The sequence below is a fragment of the Sorangiineae bacterium MSr11367 genome, assembly GCA_037157805.1.
GTDB lineage: Bacteria > Myxococcota_A > Polyangia > Polyangiales > Polyangiaceae > Pendulispora > Pendulispora rubella.
On record CP089983.1, the window covers coordinates 5338497 to 5357220 of the forward strand.

15 protein-coding genes are annotated in these 18724 nt (G+C 65.3%); 7 read left to right on the forward strand and 8 right to left on the reverse strand.

The window, feature by feature from the left end:
- The first annotated feature begins 56 nt into the window (after positions 1 to 56).
- Entirely contained in the window at positions 57 to 896 is an 840-nt protein-coding gene (locus LVJ94_20735; GenBank protein WXB09644.1) for a hypothetical protein, read from the forward strand.
- 209 nt (positions 897 to 1105) lie between these two features.
- Here LVJ94_20735 and LVJ94_20740 read toward each other — a convergent pair whose 3' ends face one another.
- Positions 1106 to 1615 (reverse strand): hypothetical protein, encoded by a 510-nt coding sequence (locus LVJ94_20740; protein WXB09645.1) that lies wholly within the window; start codon positions 1613 to 1615, stop codon positions 1106 to 1108.
- Positions 1616 to 1810: 195 nt separating this feature from the next.
- On the opposite strand from LVJ94_20740, the gene LVJ94_20745 reads away from it, so the two are divergent.
- The 4 genes from LVJ94_20745 to LVJ94_20760 all read left to right on the forward strand — a co-directional run bounded on the left by LVJ94_20745 (position 1811) and on the right by LVJ94_20760 (position 10626).
- On the forward strand, positions 1811 to 3106 hold the full coding sequence (locus LVJ94_20745; protein WXB09646.1) for a TolC family protein: 1296 nt from the start codon (positions 1811 to 1813) through the stop codon (positions 3104 to 3106).
- An 11-nt stretch (positions 3107 to 3117) separates the two neighbouring features.
- Positions 3118 to 4341 carry an efflux RND transporter periplasmic adaptor subunit gene (locus LVJ94_20750; protein WXB09647.1) on the forward strand — a complete coding sequence of 408 codons (1224 nt, stop codon included), beginning with the start codon at positions 3118 to 3120 and terminating at the stop codon, positions 4339 to 4341.
- Between the two features lie 47 nt (positions 4342 to 4388).
- Complete coding sequence (locus LVJ94_20755; protein WXB10739.1) at positions 4389 to 7439, forward strand: multidrug efflux RND transporter permease subunit; 3051 nt, start codon at positions 4389 to 4391, stop codon at positions 7437 to 7439.
- Between the two features lie 64 nt (positions 7440 to 7503).
- Positions 7504 to 10626 (forward strand): multidrug efflux RND transporter permease subunit, encoded by a 3123-nt coding sequence (locus LVJ94_20760; GenBank protein ID WXB09648.1) that lies wholly within the window; start codon positions 7504 to 7506, stop codon positions 10624 to 10626.
- A 56-nt stretch (positions 10627 to 10682) separates the two neighbouring features.
- Here the strand turns inward: LVJ94_20760 and LVJ94_20765 are convergent, their stop codons facing one another.
- Positions 10683 to 11396 (reverse strand): ferritin-like domain-containing protein, encoded by a 714-nt coding sequence (locus tag LVJ94_20765; protein WXB09649.1) that lies wholly within the window; start codon positions 11394 to 11396, stop codon positions 10683 to 10685.
- Between the two features lie 67 nt (positions 11397 to 11463).
- On the opposite strand from LVJ94_20765, the gene LVJ94_20770 reads away from it, so the two are divergent.
- Positions 11464 to 12075: a TetR/AcrR family transcriptional regulator gene (locus LVJ94_20770; GenBank protein WXB09650.1), complete on the forward strand. Its 612-nt coding sequence runs from the start codon at positions 11464 to 11466 to the stop codon at positions 12073 to 12075.
- Positions 12076 to 12079: 4 nt separating this feature from the next.
- Here the strand turns inward: LVJ94_20770 and LVJ94_20775 are convergent, their stop codons facing one another.
- Genes LVJ94_20775 through LVJ94_20790 form a run of 4 tightly spaced genes read right to left on the reverse strand, consistent with a single transcriptional unit; the run spans position 12080 to position 15812 of the window.
- The gene (locus tag LVJ94_20775) at positions 12080 to 12946 is read right to left on the reverse strand and encodes an alpha/beta hydrolase (protein WXB09651.1); all 867 of its coding nucleotides are present in this window, start codon (positions 12944 to 12946) and stop codon (positions 12080 to 12082) included.
- Between the two features lie 60 nt (positions 12947 to 13006).
- Positions 13007 to 13807, reverse strand: a complete 801-nt coding sequence (locus LVJ94_20780) for an ATP-binding cassette domain-containing protein (GenBank protein ID WXB09652.1) — start codon at positions 13805 to 13807, stop codon at positions 13007 to 13009.
- The gene (locus LVJ94_20785; GenBank protein ID WXB09653.1) at positions 13804 to 14808 is read right to left on the reverse strand and encodes an ABC transporter permease; all 1005 of its coding nucleotides are present in this window, start codon (positions 14806 to 14808) and stop codon (positions 13804 to 13806) included. The genes LVJ94_20780 and LVJ94_20785 overlap by 4 nt, the downstream gene beginning before the upstream one ends.
- On the reverse strand, positions 14781 to 15812 hold the full coding sequence (locus tag LVJ94_20790) for a substrate-binding domain-containing protein (protein WXB09654.1): 1032 nt from the start codon (positions 15810 to 15812) through the stop codon (positions 14781 to 14783). Before LVJ94_20790 ends, LVJ94_20785 begins: the two co-directional genes overlap by 28 nt.
- Before the next feature lie 143 nt (positions 15813 to 15955).
- Between LVJ94_20790 and LVJ94_20795 the strand changes: the two genes are divergently transcribed.
- Positions 15956 to 16948 carry a LacI family transcriptional regulator gene (locus tag LVJ94_20795; protein WXB09655.1) on the forward strand — a complete coding sequence of 331 codons (993 nt, stop codon included), beginning with the start codon at positions 15956 to 15958 and terminating at the stop codon, positions 16946 to 16948.
- A 164-nt stretch (positions 16949 to 17112) separates the two neighbouring features.
- Here the strand turns inward: LVJ94_20795 and LVJ94_20800 are convergent, their stop codons facing one another.
- Positions 17113 to 17376 carry a hypothetical protein gene (locus LVJ94_20800; protein WXB09656.1) on the reverse strand — a complete coding sequence of 88 codons (264 nt, stop codon included), beginning with the start codon at positions 17374 to 17376 and terminating at the stop codon, positions 17113 to 17115.
- 65 nt (positions 17377 to 17441) lie between these two features.
- Positions 17442 to 18653 (reverse strand): hypothetical protein, encoded by a 1212-nt coding sequence (locus LVJ94_20805; GenBank protein ID WXB09657.1) that lies wholly within the window; start codon positions 18651 to 18653, stop codon positions 17442 to 17444.
- Positions 18654 to 18724: the final 71 nt, after the last annotated feature.

Sequence of the window (18724 nt, forward strand, 5' to 3'; positions counted from 1 at the left end):
CGACGGTGTCTGCCCTTCGTAGATCCTACGTCGGGGAGCGACGTACGAGGTTTCCGATGCTCAAACGGTACATCGTCGCCGGCGCGTTGGGGGTGTTGTCCACCGTAGCGGTCTACGAGGGGAAGGAAGCCCTCGGAAGGAGCCGACACGCCCCCATCGCGAAGGATTCCAAAAAGGCGCCGGCCGAGCCCGCCGGCGCCGCGGGCATCGAGGATGCTCGGCAGCAACTCGCGGACTCGCTGATCCGCTGCCAAGACGAGCTGACGCGGACGCTGAACGGCGGCCTGTCCGATGAGCGGTCTACGGTAGAGCTAACTGGGGCAAGTGAGCCGCTCGACACCGCCCCGGCCCAACCGGCCGCGCCCGTGGACGATCGCTTCGACCCATCCCCGGACGAATGGCGCCGCCTCGCCCAGCGAGGCCAGGTGAAACTGAGTCGGCCGTGCATCATGGGCGAGGACTGGGAGCCTGGCGAGGGCGACATGCAGTCCGTGGGGCTGCAGGCGCGCGACGCCCGGAGCGTGGCCGACGCCTTCCGAGCGGCCAATGCGCGCGCGTGGGAGCGCACCCGCGAGAGCTGTGCCGAATGGCTCGGCGCCGATGCCCGGGTGGCCGAGCGCATCGGTCCGGAGACATGCGAATCGCTGCTCGACCAGCACGCGCAAGAAGACGAGGACATTTTCCGCCACGTCGCGGAGGTCCGCGCGGGCTCGCGCAACGAAAGCGCCACCCACGGCCGTCCCCTGGAGCGATACTACCTGGCCAAGACGCACGAATTGAAGGACTTCGAGGCCGACCTCGCGCGCCGCGTGGGCGCCGACGCGGCCCGCCGCATCACCTCGTCGACGACCTTCTGCATGAACCGCGAAGAATGGCCCCCCACGGAACGCGAGTGAGCCCACTTCGCGCAACCTGAATTTGAACAGGAAGGGGGGAAGGCGGGAAGGGAAACAACGCGAATCCCACCGCGTGCCAAGGCTTTTTTTGGTTTTCAGTTGGCTTCGTGAGCCAACTTGAAAACCCAAACCAGCCTCGGTGCGCGGTGGGATTTGTGCCGTAAACCTTCCCGCCTTCCCCCCTTCCTGTTCAATCCTCTCCAGCGCAGCTAGGGCCCCTTTGCCAGGTTTTCGACGAGGGTGACGCCGGGCATGGTGCGGAAGATCGCGGGGTCGATGCGCAGCTTCGACGAGCGGCTTCCCCCGCCCACGACGACCCGCGCGCGGGCCATCACCGCGGCATCGACGAAGAGAGGTAAGTCCGGGGGCAGACCGAAAACCGTGACGCCGCCGAGAATCATCCCGGTGATGCGCGCGGTTTCGTCGGCGTCGGCGAAAGAGGCGCGTTTGCATGCGAGCTGCTGGCACACGGCCTTGTTGACATCGAGCCGCGTGGTCGCCAGGAGCACGCACACCGCGTATTTGCGCGGCTCGCCTTTGCTGGCCACCAAGATTGCATTGGCGGAATCTTCCATTTCAATTCCGTAATGGGCACAAAACGCAGCCGTATCCGCCAGGGCCGGATCACACGGCAGCACCTCGAAATCGGCTCCGACGGCGCGTGCATGGGCGTGGACGCGGTTCTCGATGGTCGCGATATCGTCAATCTTCTCGTTCATGCGCATTTTCGACTAGGGCAACCGACGCAGGGTGCCAAGTCCATCATCCCTGTAAGGGCGTGAAATTTATCCGGTGGCTCGAGCGAAGAGAGCGGCAAACCCTCTCGCCATCGAATTCAAACCCCTCGCCACCCACCTTCCACCCTTCGCCGTTCTTCACTCGACAGTTACTCGTCGTCGTGATTCTTCCCCATCATGCCCGCTGTCCTTCTACCCCTACTCTTCGCGCAAGCCGTCTCTGCCGTGCCGCCTCCTCGAATTCTCACGCTTCGTGAGGCATTGGACACGGCGACGACGAACCAGCCCCTCATGCGCCGGGCGCGGGCAACCACCGCCGTTTCGAAGGCGCGCGTGGAACAGGCTCGCTCGGGCTACCTCCCCCAGCTCACCGGCACGGCCTCGTACCAACGCCGCACCGGCAACTCCGCGCCCACCCCCGGAGGCGCTGCCGGCGCTCAAAGCAATATCAGTTGGACCGACACTTACAATTCGTTCAATTTCGGTTTGCAAGCCACGCAGTTGATATACGACTTTGGCCAGACCAACGGCAAGTGGCATGCAGCGGACGTGAACGTCGAAGTCTCGCAAGCCAGCGAGCGGACCACGCGCATCGCGACGGTGGTCAACGTCAAGAGTGCCTATTACCTCGTGCGCGCCAACAAAGCCCTCATCAAGGTGCAAGAGGAGACGCTGGCCAATCTCGACCGGCACGTGCAGCAAAGCCAGGCCTTCGTCCAAGTCGGCACGCGCCCCGAGATCGATGTCGTGCAGTCGCGAACCCAATACGCCAATGGCCGCGTGGGACTCATCACGGCGCAAAACAATTACGAGATCGCCAAGGCCGACCTCAATCAGCGGATGGGTGTCGTTGCGGATACGAACTTCGAGGTGGGCGAGGAAGACGTCGGGCCGCTTCAGGACGAGGACATGCCCGTCGACGCGCTGATCAGGAAAGCCATTGCGCAGCGCCCCGAGCTCGCGGGTTTGGCCAAGCAGAAAGAGGCGCAAGAGATCTCCATCCGCGCCACGAAGGGAGCCTACGGCCCCACGCTGAACGCCACGGCGGGCCTGACCGCGGTGGGCACGGAGCTCGGCAGCCTGGGACCGAATTGGAGCGTGGGCGCCGCCCTCAACTGGCCCATCTTGTCGGGCTGGCAGACGCACGGCGCCGTGCACGAGGCCGAGGCATCTTTGAATGACATCGCGGCCCAGGTCGATCAGCAGCAGCTTCAGGTGAGCTTCGACGTGCAGCAGGCCTGGCTCCAGGTAAAGGCGAACCGAGAGGCCATCGACGCGGCGAAGGAAGCGCTCACCAATGCGCGCGAGCAGCTTCGGCTGGCGGAGGGTCGGTACCAAGCCGGCACGGGCAACATCATCGAGCTGAACGATGCTCAAGTGGCCGCTACGACCGCGGCGGCACAAGTGATTCAAGCGGATTACAATTTGGCGACGGCCCGCGCTCAGCTTCTTGCCGCCATGGGTCGATCATGAACGGAGCTCCCATGCGCGCGTGGCGGTGGATCGTAGGCTTGTTGGTCATCGGGGCCGTCGTCTTCGGGTACGTGAAGTACCAGGCGAAGAAGAAAGACGCCGGGGCGGCTGGCGGTGGCCCGCCCGAGGCGGCGGCATCGGGATCGGCGGCGGCCAATCGGCCGGTGCCGGTGGTGCTGGCCGACGTCCAGTCGAAAGACATGCCGATTTACCTGTACGGTCTCGGCACGGCGACGGCCTTCTACACGGTCACGGTGAAGTCGCAGGTCGATGGGCGGCTCCAGCAAGTGCTCTTCAAGGAGGGGCAGGCCGTGAAGAAGGGCGACGTGCTCGCCCAGGTCGACCCGCGGCCGTTCACCATTGCGCTGCACCAGGCGGAGGCCGCCTTGGCGCGCGACGCGGCGACGGCGAAGAACGCGAAGCTCAATCTGGAGCGATACCAAAGCTTGGTGGGGCAAAAGCTCATCTCGCAGCAGCAGTTCACCGACCAGCAGGCGGCGGCCGACACCGCGGATGCGACCTTGCGTTCGGACCAAGCGGCGATCGAGAACGCGCGCCTGCAGCTCGAGTACTCGCGCATCACGTCGCCCATCGACGGCATCACCGGCATCCGCAACGTCGACCCGGGCAACCTCGTTCAGGCGAACGGCACCGACGGCATCGTGGTCATCACGCAGCTCGACCCGATTGCCGTCTTTTTCACGTTGCCGCAGGACGATCTGCCGCGCGTGTCGGAGGCCATGGGCCACGGCCCGCTCACCGTGGAGGCCTTCAGCCGCGACGGCGATCAGTCGCTCGGCAGCGGCACGGTGATGCTCATCGACAACCAGATCAACACGGCCACAGCCACCATCCGCCTCAAGGCCACCTTCCCCAACCCGGACAAGAAGCTCTGGCCGAACCTGTTCGTCAAGGCGCGCTTGCTGCTCACGAACCGCCGCGGCGCCATCGTGGTGCCCACGCCGGTGGTGCAACGCGGGCCCCAAGGCGCCTTCGCCTATGTGGCCAAGCCCGATCAGACGGCGGAGATGCGCCCCATCGAGGTCGACCTCACGCAGGGCGATTGGACCATCATCTCCAAAGGGCTCAACGCCGGCGAACGCGTGGTGCAAGATGGACAGTTCCAACTGCGCCCCGGATCGAAGTTGGCCCCGCGCACGTCGGACAAGCCCACCGCCACCCGGCAGGGTGACGCGAAACCCGCGCCCAGCAGCAGCGCGGGGGCGGCACCGTGAGCATCTCCGAGCCGTTCATCCGGCGTCCCGTTGCGACGTCGTTGCTGATGGTCGGCCTGATGCTCGCGGGCCTCATCGGCTTTCGGCAGCTGCCCGTGTCGGCGCTGCCGCAGGTCGACTACCCGACCATCGTCATTTCGACCATGCTGCCCGGCGCGAGCGCCGAGACGATGGCCTCCGCGGTCACGACGCCGCTGGAGCGCCAGTTCGGGCAGATGCCCTCGCTCACGCAGATGACGTCGGTGTCGAGCTTCGGTAGCTCGCAGATCACCGTGCAGTTCTCGCTCGATCGCGACATCGATGCCGCCGAGCAGGACGTGCAGGCGGCCATCAACTCCGCGTCGAACCTGTTGCCGAAGACGTTGCCCGTCCCCCCGACGTACAGCAAGAGCAACCCCGCCGACACACCGATTCTGACCTTGAGCGTGAGCTCGGACACCATCGCGCTCGATCAGGTCAACGACTACGCCGACTCGATTCTGGCCCAGAAGATCTCCCAGGTGTCGGGCGTGGGCCTGGTCACCTTGAATGGCGCGCAGAAGCCCGCCGTGCGCATCCAGGTCGATCCGGTGGCGCTCTCGGGGCTGGGGCTCGGCTTGGAAGACGTGCGGGCTGCCGTGGTGGCCGCCAACGTGAACCAGCCCAAGGGCAACATCGACGGCGCGCGCCAGGACTACACCCTCGCGACGAACGACCAGCTCTCCAACGCCGCGTCGTTCCGGCCCATCGTCATTGCCTACAAGAATGGCGCGCCGGTGCGGCTCTCGAACATCGCCTCGGTCATCGACGGCGTCGAGAATGCGCAGCTCGCCGGCTGGGCCAACGAGAAGCGGGCCATCATCCTCAACGTGCAGCGCCAGCCGGGCGCCAACGTCATTCAGGTGGCCGACGGCGTCAAATCGCTGCTCCCGCAGCTCCGCGCCACCTTGCCCCAGGGCATCGACGTCAAAATCGTGAGCGATCGCACGGAGACGGTGCGGGCTTCGGTGGAGGACGTCGAGTTCACCTTGGTGCTCACGGTGGCGTTGGTCGTCGCGGTCATCTACCTCTTTTTGCGCAGCTTCCGCGCCACGATCATCCCGGGCATCGCCGTGCCGCTTTCGCTCATCGGCACCTTCGGCGTGATGTACTTGCTCGGTTACAGCTTGAACAACCTGTCCCTGATGGCGCTGACCATCTCGACCGGCTTCGTCGTCGACGACGCCATCGTCATGATCGAGAACATCGCGCGCTACATCGAGGAGGGTGAGCCACCGTTCGAGGCCGCGCTCAAGGGCGCCAAGCAGATCGGCTTCACGATTCTCTCGCTGACCATCTCGCTGGTGGCGGTGCTCATCCCGCTCTTGTTCATGCAAGGGCTCATCGGACGTCTTTTCCGGGAGTTCGCCATCACCCTGAGCGTGGCCATCGCGGTGTCCGCCGTGCTGTCGCTCACCCTCACCGCGATGATGTGCGGCCACCTGCTCAAGCCGCACGAGCCTGAGAACGAAGGGCGCTTCTACAAGGCGTCGGAAGCGTTCTTCGAGAAGATGATCAGCGTCTACGACGTGGGCGTGCGCTGGGTGCTGCGGCACCAATTCTTCACCTTGATGGTCACCCTGGCGACGGTCGCGCTCACCGCGGTGCTCGCACTGATGATCCCCAAGGGCTTCTTCCCGCAGCAGGACACCGGCGTCATCACCGGCGTCTCCGAGGCCCCCGCCGACGTGTCGTTCACGCGCATGCTGGATCGCCAGCGCGCGCTCTCCGACGTGGTGCTGCAAGATCCCGATGTGGCCTCCGTGGCCTCGTTCATCGGCGCCGACGGGACGAACGCCACGATGAACAGCGGGCGTCTGAACATCACGTTGAAGCCGCGCCACGAACGCCAGTCGAGCGCCGAGGAGGTCATCGCGCGCCTCCAGCCGAAGCTGGCCCACGTCGAGGGCATTGCGCTCTACCTCCAGTCCGTTCAAGACCTGCAGATCGACAACCGCATCGCGCGCACGCAGTACCAGTACACGCTCGAGGATGCGAACATCGAGGAGCTGCGCACGTACACGCCGCAGGTGCTGGCCAAGCTGAAAACGCTGCCGCAAATCCGCGACGTGGCCAGCGATCTGCAGGTGTCCGGCCTCCAGGTGGCGCTCACCATCGACCGCGACACCGCATCACGCCTCGGCGTCTCGCCGCAGGCCATCGACGACGTTCTGTACGACGCCTTCGGCCAGCGGCAGATCTCCACGGTGTTCACGCAGCTCAATTTGTACCGCGTCATTCTGGAGGTGAAGCCGGAGTTCCAGGCCAACCCGCAGGCGCTCGACCGCATTTACGTGAAGGCCGCCAGCGGGGTGCAAGTACCCCTGAGCGCGTTCACGCACTTCGAGCCGAAGCCGGTGTCGCTCTCCATCATGCACCAGGGGCAGTTCGCGGCGGCGACGCTTTCGTTCAACTTGGCCGACGGATCGTCGCTCGGGCACGCCGTCGAGGCCATCGAGAAGGCCACGCACGACCTCGGTCTGCCGCCGGGCATCCACGGGGAGTTTCAGGGTGCGGCCGCGGCCTTCCAGGAATCGCTGGCCAGTGAGCCCATTCTCATCTTGGCGGCGCTCATCACCGTCTACATCGTGCTGGGCATTCTCTACGAGAGCTACATCCACCCCATCACGATTCTGTCCACCCTTCCCTCCGCCGGCGTGGGTGCGTTGCTCGCGTTGATGCTGATGAAGGTCGAGTTCAGCGTCATCGCGCTGATAGGCATCATCTTGCTCATCGGCATCGTGAAGAAGAACGCCATCATGATGATCGACTTCGCCTTGGAGGCGGAGCGCGACGAAGGTCTGTCGCCGCAGGAGTCCATCCACAAGGCGTGCCTTTTGCGGTTCCGGCCCATCATGATGACCACGTTGGCGGCCTTGTTCGGAGGCATCCCGCTCGCGTTGGGGCAAGGCACCGGCTCCGAGCTGCGGCGGCCGCTGGGCATCGCCATCGTGGGCGGCCTGCTCATCTCGCAGGTGCTCACCTTGTACACCACGCCCGTGATTTACCTGTACATGGAGCGCTTCGCGCGCTTCGTGAAGGGCAGTCGGGCCCCGGCGGCCGAGGCGGCGGCGGAGTAGGCGCGATGAACCGCCCGCAGACTGGGAACCCCCGAACCGAGGCCTACGACGGCCGGAGGCCAGAGTGAATATCTCGGCCCCGTTCATTCAGCGCCCCATTGCCACGTCGCTGCTGGCGGCGGCGGTGTTGATCGCGGGGATCACCGCGTACCTCTTTCTGCCGGTGGCCCCGCTTCCGCGGGTCGACATGCCGAGCATCAACGTGTCGGCGTCGCTGCCGGGCGCGAGCCCGGAGACCATGGCCTCCGCCGTGGCCACACCGCTCGAGCGGCGCTTCGGGCGCATCGCCGGGTTGAACGAGATCACGTCGACCAGTTCGCTCGGTACGACCTCGATACAGTTGCAATTCGATCTCGATCGCGACGTCGAATCGGCTGCGCGGGACGTGCAAGCGGCCATCAACGCCGCCGCGGGCGAGCTGCCGAGCAACCTTCCCTTCCGCCCGAACTACCGCAAGATCAACCCGGCGGACCAACCGATTCTGATCATCTCGCTCAAGAGCGATACGATTCCTCTCTCGCAGATCTTCGACACGGCGAACAGCATCCTCGCGCAGAAGATCTCGCAGGTGCAGGGCGTGGGGCAGGTCTTCGTGGGCGGTGGCCAGCAACCTGCGGTGCGCGTACAAGTCGATCCGGCGGCCTTGGCCGGGATGGGCCTCAACCTCGAGGACGTGCGCACGGTCATTTCGCAAGCCACCGTCGACCAGCCCAAGGGCGGACTCAGTGGCGAGGATCAGTCGCACTCGCTGTCGGCGAACGACCAACTCTTCGGCGCGAAGCAGTTCCAGGAGCTGGTCGTCACCTACCGAGACAACGCCACGGTGCGTCTCAAAGACGTGGCGCGCGTGGTCGACGATGTCGAGAACAACCGCGTTGCAGCCTGGGCCAACAATGAGCGCGCGGTGTTGATGATCGTCCGGCGGCAACCGGGCGCGAACATCATCGACGTCATCGGGCGCGTGCGGGCCATCCTTCCGCATCTTGCGGATTCGATCTCGCCCGCCGTGAACATTGCGGTGACCCTCGATCGAAGCCAAACCATCCGCGCCTCCGTGCGCGACGTCGAGCAAACCCTGGTGCTCAGCGTCGGGCTGGTGGTGCTGGTCGTCTTTGCCTTTTTGCGCAATCTCCGCGCGACGGCCATTCCCACCGCGGCCGTGCCGCTCTCCATCGTCGCCACGTTCGGCGTGATGTACCTGCTCGGCTACAGCCTGGACAATCTGTCGCTGATGGCCCTGACCATTTCGACGGGCTTCGTCGTCGACGATGCCATCGTGGTGACCGAGAACGTCACGCGGTTCATCGAGCTGGGCGATTCGCCGATGACCGCGGCGCTGAAAGGCGCCAAGCAGATCGGCTTCACCATCATCTCGATCACCGTGTCGCTCATCGCGGTGTTCATTCCGATTTTGCTCATGGGCGGCATCATCGGCCGGCTTTTCCGCGAGTTCGCGGTGACCCTGAGCGTGGCCATCGCGGTGTCGGCCCTGGTGTCGCTCACCTTGACGCCGATGATGTGCTCGCGCCTTCTGCGGCACAAACACGAGGAGAATCAGGGGAAATTTTACCGCGCTTCGGAGCGGCTCTTCGAGGGCATGCTCCACGTCTACTCGCGCGGCCTCAAGTGGGTGCTCGGCCACCACCGACTGACTTTGTTCGTCACCTTGGCGACCTTGGTCGTCACGGTGGCACTCTACATCCTCGTGCCCAAAGGCCTGTTCCCCCAACAGGACACCGGATCGCTGGCTGGCTTCTCGGAGTCGTCGCAGGATACCTCGTTTCCGACGATGCGCGACAAGCAAGCGCAGGTCAACGCGATCCTCAAGGCCGATCCCGACGTGGCGCAGGCGCTCTCCTTCATCGGCGGCGGCGGTACCGTGAACACGGGCAGCGCGTTCGTGGAGTTGAAGCCGCTTGGCGTGCGCAAGTCCACGGCCGACGAGGTCATCGCGCGCCTTCGCCCCAAGCTGGGGCAGATCCCCGGGGTCAATCTCTACCTGCAGTCGGTGCAGGACATTCGCATGGGCGGAAGGTCCACCCGCACGCAGTACCAATATTCGCTGCAGGACGCGAACCTGCAGGAGCTGCGTGAGTGGGGTCCGAAGATGGTGGAGCGCCTGAAGAAGCTGCCCGAGCTGCGCGACGTCGCATCGGACCAGCAGACCGCGGGCATCGAGCTGGGGCTCGACATCGATCGCGACACGGCCTCGCGCCTGGGCATCTCGCCGCAGAACATCGACGACACGTTGTACGACGCGTACGGCCAGCGGCAGGTCGCCACGGTGTACACGCAGCTGAATCAGAATCGCGTCATTTTGGAGATCAAGCCGGAGCTGCAGAAGAACCTCGACGGCCTCGAATCCATGTTCATCCGGGCGGCCGACGGTAGCCAAGTTCCGTTGAGCAGCCTGACCAAGCGGGCCTCGCGCCCGACGGCGCTGTCCATTCCGCACCAGGGCCAGTTCCCCGCGACGACGCTTTCCTTCAATCTGGCGCCGGGCATCGCCTTGGGCCAAGCCGTGGACGCGATTCATCGCGCCGAACTCGAAATCGGGCTACCGCCCAGCGTGCACGCGGATTTCCAAGGCACGGCGCAAGCCTTCAAGGCGTCCCTTTCGAGCCAGCCGATTCTCATTTTGGCCGCGTTGTTCACGGTCTACATCGTGCTGGGGGTGCTCTACGAGAGCCTGATTCACCCGGTGACGATTCTGTCGACCTTGCCGTCGGCCGGCGTGGGTGCGCTGCTGGCGCTGTTGGCGTTCAAGACGGAGCTCAGCGTGATTGCGCTGATCGGCATCATCTTGCTGATTGGCATCGTGAAGAAGAACGCGATCATGATGATCGACTTCGCCATCGAAGCCGAACGCGACGAAAATCTGTCCCCGCACGACGCGATCTACAAAGCGTGCGTCTTGCGCTTTCGCCCCATCATGATGACCACGTTGGCCGCGCTGCTGGGCGGCTTGCCGCTGGCATTGGGGCACGGCATGGGGTCGGAATTGCGGCGGCCCCTGGGCATCGCCATCGTGGGTGGCCTCCTCATTTCGCAGATGCTCACCCTGTTCACGACCCCGGTCATCTACCTGTACATGGACCGATTCTCGCGGCGGAAGGCGCACCCCATCAAGACGGAAAGCTCGGAGCCAGGATCGACGTCGATTCCCTTCGCAACGGGGCAGCCGTAGCCCTGGCTAGCCTCGCGGACTACGCTTCCTCGTTGGCTTCTACGATCAAGCGCAGTTTACGCGCCATTTTCGGCGGCTGGTCGGAACGACGCCGGCGCGTTACGGGAAATGAGCAACCGCCATGCGAGGCGCTCGAGCCCGCGCGTGGCGTCGAGGCCGCGCGATAGGGAAAAGGCCAGCAATGCGCGGCCGTTTTCCTCGAAGGCGCGCCGTTCGGCGGCACGGAAGCGCGCGAGCTCGCGCTCGAGGGTCGCGTCGTCCGGTGCGTAGCGGCGGCTGATCGCTTTGGCGTACTTCACATGGCGCTCTTCGTCGCGGGTGATGCGGTCGATCACCGCCGCGCTCTCGGGATCGAAGGGGCGCATCGCGTTGGCAATTTTGGGAAACTGCCGCACGCCCCGTTCCTCGATGACCTGCAGAAGCAGGTACATCTGCATCACGGTCGCGCGGCCGTCGACGAACGACTCCCCGGTACCACCGGCGTGATGCCCGATGCGAGCCACCACATGGAGCTCCGGCGGAACCGGTTCGGGGTCCACCCCGTTCCTCTGGAGGCACTCGCGCAGCATGGCCGCGTGGCGCGTCTCGTCGTCGCGGTGCACGCGCACGAGCTTGTTCAGCTCGGGATCGTCCACGCGCGAGAGAAGCGTGTCGAAGACGCCCAACTCGTCGCCCTCCTCCGCTTGGACCATGAAATGCAGCATGAAGGCCCGACCTCGCGGCGAGCCCAAAAGGCGCCCGAGGTACAGGCGCGCAATGGCATCCATCATGACGTCCTCCTTGTTACAATCTTGTAAGTAGCTCCACTTACAAGATTGTCAATAACGGACCCAGCGAATGCCACGACCCCGACGAAGCGCCGACGAAGCGCGTCAGATGATCCTCGATGCCGCCGAGCGACGCCTGCGTGAAGCCGGCCCCGCGAGCATCCGCCTGCAAGAGGTTTCGGCCGACGTGGGCATTTCGCACCCTGCGGTCCTTCACCACTTCGGCAACCGCGAGGGGCTCGTTCGGGCCGTCGTCGAGCGCGCCATCGAGCGGCTGCAAAGCGATCTTCTGGCGACGCTTGCCGAGACGAAGGACGTGCCCAATGGCATGGCCTTGTTCGACCGCGTCTTCGAGGTGCTCTACGAGCGCGGCCACGCGCGGCTCATCGCGTGGCTCGTTCTATCCGGCTACGATCCGTTCGACTCCGAGGCGGCCCGCTCGGGCTGGGAAAAAATCGCCGAGATCACCCACACGCTGCGCACGCGCGGGCGAAAACGTGGCGACGCGCCCAGCTACCGCGACACACGCTTCACCGTGGTGCTCTCGGCGCTCGCGCTGTTCGGTCAGGCCATCGTCGGCGACTCCACCCTGGGCGCCGCCGGTTTCAGCGATCGCACGCGCAGCGGGCGGGAGTTTCGCAAGTGGTTCGCGGCGATGCTCGCGCAGCACCTCGAGGGCTGAAGGGTCAAACGGCTCCGACGCAGTCACGCGCGAATATGCGTAGGAGCCGGGCGAGCGCTTCCGGCGCTTCCTCAGCGGCGAAGTGGCCGGAGCCCTCGAGGGTCTCGCCCCGAACGTGCGTGAGTCCACTCGCCGATAGCCCCTCGAGGTAATCGCGCATCGGGCCAGGATCGGCGTCCCCGCGGACGTTTAGAACGGGCGTCGTCACCTCGATTCGCTTCGCGTTCTCCTCGGCGTCCTTGGACATGGCGCGGTACCAATCGAAGCCGGCGCGAAGAGCCTCGACGTGCCCGTAGTCGCGCGCGTAGGCATCGCGCGCCTCGTCGGTGATGGCCTTGGGGGTTCGCGAAATCGCATCGAAGAAGAAATCGAAGTACGGACGTTGATGCCCGGACACGAGAACCTCGGGCATTTTCGGGATGGAGTGGAACGCGAAGTGCCAGACATAGGGATTCGAGAGAACCTTCGACCACGCCGGTTCGAGGCCAGGGATGACCGTGTTGACGATAACGACGCCTTCCAGCTCGGCGGCGAAGCCACGCACGTACGCGAATGCAATCATGCCCCCGACGTCATGCCCCGCAACGACGACCCGACGCGCGCCGCACGCCTGAACGACATCGCGCACGTGCCGCGCGAGCAGACTCTTGCTGCCCGATGCAGCAGGTACCCTCGAGGCGCCCACACCGGGGAGATCCGGGGCCAGGACGTAGAACTCGTCCGCGAGATGCTGCATCACCCGCGAAAATGCGCGGCTGCTCTGGGGCCACCCGTGGATCAGGACGATGGCAGGACGGTCCGGATGCCCCGCCACACGCACTGCGATCTCGAGGTTGCCCGAACGGGCGCCGATGACCTTGATATCCACCATGCGAAACCTCCACACGGCATGGCAAGGCATCGGCCATGCCCCGCTCGGGGGACCAGACCGTCAGCCGGGGTTCGAAGGCTGAAGCCGGTGGTCGTCGTCGGGGCGCACCGCACCGGTGAGCAGCCCCACCACCTCGTTCATCGTGTGCGTGCGCGGGGAGACCACCGCGATGCGCTTGCCCAATCGGTGCACGTGCACGCGATCGGCGATCTCGAAGACGTGCGGCATGTTGTGGCTGATGAGCACCACGGGAAGGCCGCGCTCGCGCAGGCGCCCGATGAGCTCGAGCACTTTGCCCGACTCCGTGACCCCCAAGGCCGCCGTGGGTTCATCCATGATCACCACGCGCGTGCCGAAGGCCGCGGCCCTCGCCACGGCGATGCCCTGCCGCTGGCCGCCGGACAGCGTCTCCACGAGCTGCGTCATCGAGCGGATGCCGATGCCCAGATCGCGCAGCACCTTTTCCGCTTCGTCGCGCATCCCCCCGACGTCGAGCATGCGCAGCACCGATCCCCGCAAACCCGGCAACCGCCGCTCGCGCCCCAGGAACAAGTTCGATGCGATGTCTTGCGCCGGCGTCAGCGCGAGGTCCTGGTACACCGTTTCGATGCCGTGCTTGCGCGCATCCAGCGGACCACGGAAGTGCACACGCTCGGTACCGACGCGGATTTCGCCCGCATCGGGCACGAGCGCGCCGGAGAGCGCCTTGATCAGGCTGGACTTCCCTGCCCCGTTGTCGCCCACCACCGCGAGCACCTCTCCGGGGAACAGATCGAAATCCGCCCCGTCGATGGCCGTCACGTTCCCATAGCGCTTCACCAGCCCGCGTGCCGAGAGCACGCTCTCCCGTGCGGCGCTCATCGCTGCCTCGTGGTGCGGGAGAATCGATCCACGGCGACCGCCGCGATGACCAGCACGCCGGTGGCCACATCCTGGTACAGATCGTCGATGCCCGCTTGGGTGAGGCCGGAGCGGAGCACGGCGACGATGAGCGCGCCCACCAAGGTGCCGAACACGCTCCCCCGCCCACCGAAGAGACTCGTGCCGCCGAGCACCACAGCGGTGATCGAATCGAGATTTCCCGTTTGGTACGCATTGGGATCGGCATTGGGCACGCGCCCCAGCGCTTGCCACGCGGCCACGCCGTACACGAGCCCGGCGATCAGGTACACGCTGAGCACCGTGCGCGGGACGTGGATGCCCGAGAGTCGCGCCGCCTCGGGCTCGTTGCCAATCGCGTACACGTGGCGGCCCCATGCCGTGCGGGTCAGCGCGTACCAGAGAAGCACGAACATCCCCAGTGCCACGGGCATGCCATACGTGATCTCGATGCGCCCAAAGAGAAACTGCCGCGTCCCCAGAAAGCCGAGCACCGGATCGGTGACCCGCACGCTCTGCCCGCGCGAATAGATGCGCCCGACGGCCGTCACGATGGTCAAAAGCCCCAACGTGACGATGAACGGCGGAAGCTTCACCCGCGTCACCAACGAGCCGGCGACGCCCCCGATGGCGGCCGCGAGCGCGAACCCGGCCAGCAACGCGCCAACGCCCCCTCCGCTGGAGAGCGCGAGCTTCGACATGAGCAAGGTGGCCAGCACCGTGGTCGCCGCATTGGCGAGATCGATCCCCGCGGTGAGGATGACCAACGTCTGCCCCAGCGCCATCGTGGCCACGACCAGCGACTGCTCGATGACCAGCGACAGATTGTCCACCGCGAGGAACGTGCTCGTGGTGAGCGAAAAGACGACGATGGCCACCACGAGCGCCAACGCCGGCCCCACCCCCGGCGTGCGCAGCACGAACTCGAGCACGCCCCCGCGATCGCGTTCCAGCTTCACTTCCAGCAGTTTTCCAGTCCCCACGCGGTGTCCTTGCTCTCGACGCCCGCGACGGGCTTGTCGGTGATGACCATCGATCCGGTGTCCTGGAAGCCACTCGGCTTCTTGCCGCTCTTTGCGAATTCCACGGCAGCGTCCACGCCGAGTTCGGCCATCTTCTTGGGGAATTGCATCACCGTGACCGCGTATTTGCCCTCTTTGACGTCCTGCACGCCCTGGCAGCCGCCGTCGATCGAACCGACGACCACGGAGTCGGCGAGCCCTTTCGCCTTGAGTGCCACATTGGCGCCACGAGCGGTCGGCTCGTTGAGCGTGTAGACCGCGTTGATCTTTGGAGAGCGCTGGAGCAAATTCTCCATGCTTTGTTGCGCCTTGTTCTGGTCGCCGTTCACCGACTGACGTCCGCGAATGTGCGCATCGCCGTCGGCCATGCCGATGCCTTGCAAGAAGCCGGTATGCCGCTGCGTGTCGACCGACGATCCCGGCGTGCCATCGAGCATGATGAGGTCGGGCGCCTTCGCGCCCAGGGCCGCCTTCACGTACGCACCTTGGTTGCGCCCCGCCGCGGTGTTGTCCGTGGCGAACGTGGCATCCACCGCGCTCGGCGGATCGGTCTCCGTGTCCAGCGCGATCACCAGCACCTGTTTGTCACGCGCCTTTTTGATGGCCCCGAGCACGCCCGTGGAGCTGTTCGGCGTGATGAGGATCGTGGTGACCCCCTGCTGAACCAGGTTCTCGATGGCGGTAACCTGCCCATCGTTGTCGCCGTCGAACTTACCGGCCAGTGCGACGAAATCCGCCCCCAGCTTGCCGGCCTCCGCCCTCGCCGCCTCGCGCAAGGTCACGAAGAATGGGTTGCTATCCGTCTTGGTGACCAGGCCCACCTTGGCGCGCGCCGGCGGCTTGGCCTCTGCGCTGGCGGACCCTCCGGCAGCGGGGGCCGTATCACCGCCGGTGCGTTCCTTGGTACATCCGAAGGCGGCCAGGGCCATCGTCAACGCCATGGCGAACCGAGAACACCGTTCCATCGTTACCTCCTCGCTGAGGGCCCTCGTGCTCCGTTCGCGAATCGGGTCGCGACAGGGCTTCTCGGGCACGATATTTTCGTTATATGCTGGCGCAAACGTTTGCGCAACGCTAGGAAGGAACGACGGGCGCTCCCTTGGTAACCATGAAGGACATCGCCGCGTTGGCCGGCGTCTCGATTACGACCGTATCGCACGTCGTGAACGACACGCGGGTCGTCTCGGAGTCGACCCGCGCCCGCGTGCTGGAGGCCGTGGCCCGCACCGGCTACACGGGCGACGCCATTGCGCGCTCGCTGGTCACCGGCGGTGGCACGCGCTCGCTCGGGGTGGCCATCTCGCTGGTAGCCAATCCGTACTTCGCCGAGCTGATTAAGGCCATTGAGGGCGCGGCATCGGCGGCGGGTCACACCCTGCTGCTGGTCGACACGCACGATGAGGCGCACACGGAGCAAGACGCGGTGCGCATGCTCAAGGCGCGCCGCGTCGACGGGTTGCTCCTGCTTCCTTCACGCGCAAGCACGGTGCTGCCCGAGCTACCGCGCCTCGGGCTGCCCGTGGTGCTGGTCGACCGCATCCCGGACGATTCGCCCTTCGACTGCATCGGTCCTGAAAATGTGGAATCGACGGCCACGTTGGTGCAACACCTGGCGGATCGCGGCCATCGGCGCATCGGTCTGGTGCGCGGAGCTTCGGGGTTGAGCACGTCGACCGAGCGCGTGAACGGCTACCGCCTCGGTCTCGAGCGCGCGGGCCTCCCCTGGGATCCGAAGCTCGTGGTCTCCGGCAAATCCGTCTCCAAGCTGGGCGCCACCGCGCTCCATCGTCTGCTGGATACGCCGAAGCCGCCGACCGCGGTGGTCGCCGCGAACAACGCCATGATGGTGGGCGTCCTCCACGCCGTCCGCGAGCGCAAGCTGCGCATTGGCAAAGACCTCGCCGTGGTCGGCTACGACGACGTCGAATGGGCCGATCTCGTGGAGCCGCCCATCACGACGATGGCGCAACCCATCCGCGAAATCGGCCGCACCGCCGTGCGCATGCTCCTCGCCCGCATCGAGGATCCCACCATCCCGCCGCAGATCGTGCGCTTGGCCCCGACGTTCATGCACCGCCAATCGTGCGGGTGCTCCACCTGAGAGGAGAATTCACAGGAAGACGGGAAGACGGGAAGTTTTTGAGTTTCCAGTCCGCCCAGTGGGCAAGTTGGAAACCAGCAAGAACGCGTTCCACGCCGCATCACGCCGTTAGCCCTTCCTTTCTTCCCGTCTTCCTGTGAAATTCTCTGGCCGTTCCTCTGCTTTTACGTGTGATCGGGCGGCGGCGGGGGATGCGGGGGGGCGCAAAATAGCCTCGGCTCGCCCGCGTCCTTGGGCGGTGCGAGGCATTTGCCCTCGAGCGACTTGTCGCGGAAGGTGACGGTGCACGCGTCCCCTTCGGTCTTGCCCGTGCACGCATCGAAGGCTTCGGGCGGGGGGCCATGATGGGGCGGTGGCGGCGCGTCACCCGACGCGAGAACGAACCCGAGCATCGCGGTGCCCGCGAGAAACGACAGTGAGTGAAACATGATCTCGTGACCTCCTTTGGATCACGAGCATGCATCGCGAGATCTTACGTTTCTCTTAACGAGCGTCACTCGAGACACGGCGCAGGGGTATCCTCGTGGATTCCCAGCCATTCGTCGCGCCAGATGTCGTCGAAGAAGAGCAGCCACGAGCGCTTGGGCAGTCGGCCCTCGCGCGCAACCCGACGAACTTCGGCCAAACCTTCGTCGAGTCGAGCGAGTGCGAGGTCGATGTACGAGTAGCGCAGCCCCGTCCCGCCGCCGACGGCGATCCCCAATCCGCGCGAGCGGAGCGCGGCGTCCAACGCCTCTTCGATGGCGCCGCGATCGGCGAATTTCGACCCTTCGAGCTCCTCGGCTCCGTCGAGCTTCAAGTAGCAAAACGTTTCACCGTGCCTCGAAAAGCGCTGGGACGAGAACGGCGCGGCCATATGAGCGGCCTGCCACATCTCCTTCATGCCATGGGATACCCCCACGAAGAGATCCTTCTGGCGCGGATAATCGTCGGCCTCGGTGGGCTTCACTTCGAAGACCACGCTTTCTCCCTCGTTGTCGAGCAGCGCTCGGGGCGCAGTGGGAAGTCCGTTTCGAACGAGCTCGATGGCCGATTCGACACGGGTCCGCAGCGAGCCGATCGAGCGATCGGCCGTGGAACTACCGTTCGAGCCACCGAACATGCGCGCGAACAAGCCAGGGCGCGGGCGAACCTCGACGGAGATCTCGCCAATCCACGTATCGAGCATTTCCTCGCCCAGGATCGTTTCCGTGGCCACGAACGCAGCACCGCGGGCGACGTTGCGGTCGATGCCGGGTGGTATGAGCCACGTGAGATCGACGGCATGAAGCTCACCACGGTGAACGTCCACCTCGAACGGCGTGACGTCCACGTTCGCACGCCCCTCCACCGTTCGAACGGCATCTGTAAGCTCCTCGGCCAGTCGATACGGGTAGAATTCCCACTGCGGAAGCGACGGCGCACGCTCGAGGATCTCGCTGACCAGGGGTCGCAAAAACCGACGCGACTCCGGAGTCATCACCAAGCGATGGCGGTTCGTTGCCTTGCGTGCCGGCCCGAACTCCCACATGAGATTCGCGTCGATGGGCTGCAAGTACGTCTGCATGAAGGCGAGAACATCGAAGGCTCCCCCTTTGGTGAAACGGGCCGACACCTCGCCGGAGACCTCGCCGAACGCGCGCCACCACGCATCGATCTTCGCGCGGACCGAAGCGCGCTCCGCGGCCTCACGGGCGTCGTTCGGATCCTGAAAACGCCATCGCATTTCCTCAGCATCGCACGGGCCGGTTCGATCGAACCGACGCAGAGGATCACGAGATCGACAAAATGAAAAAA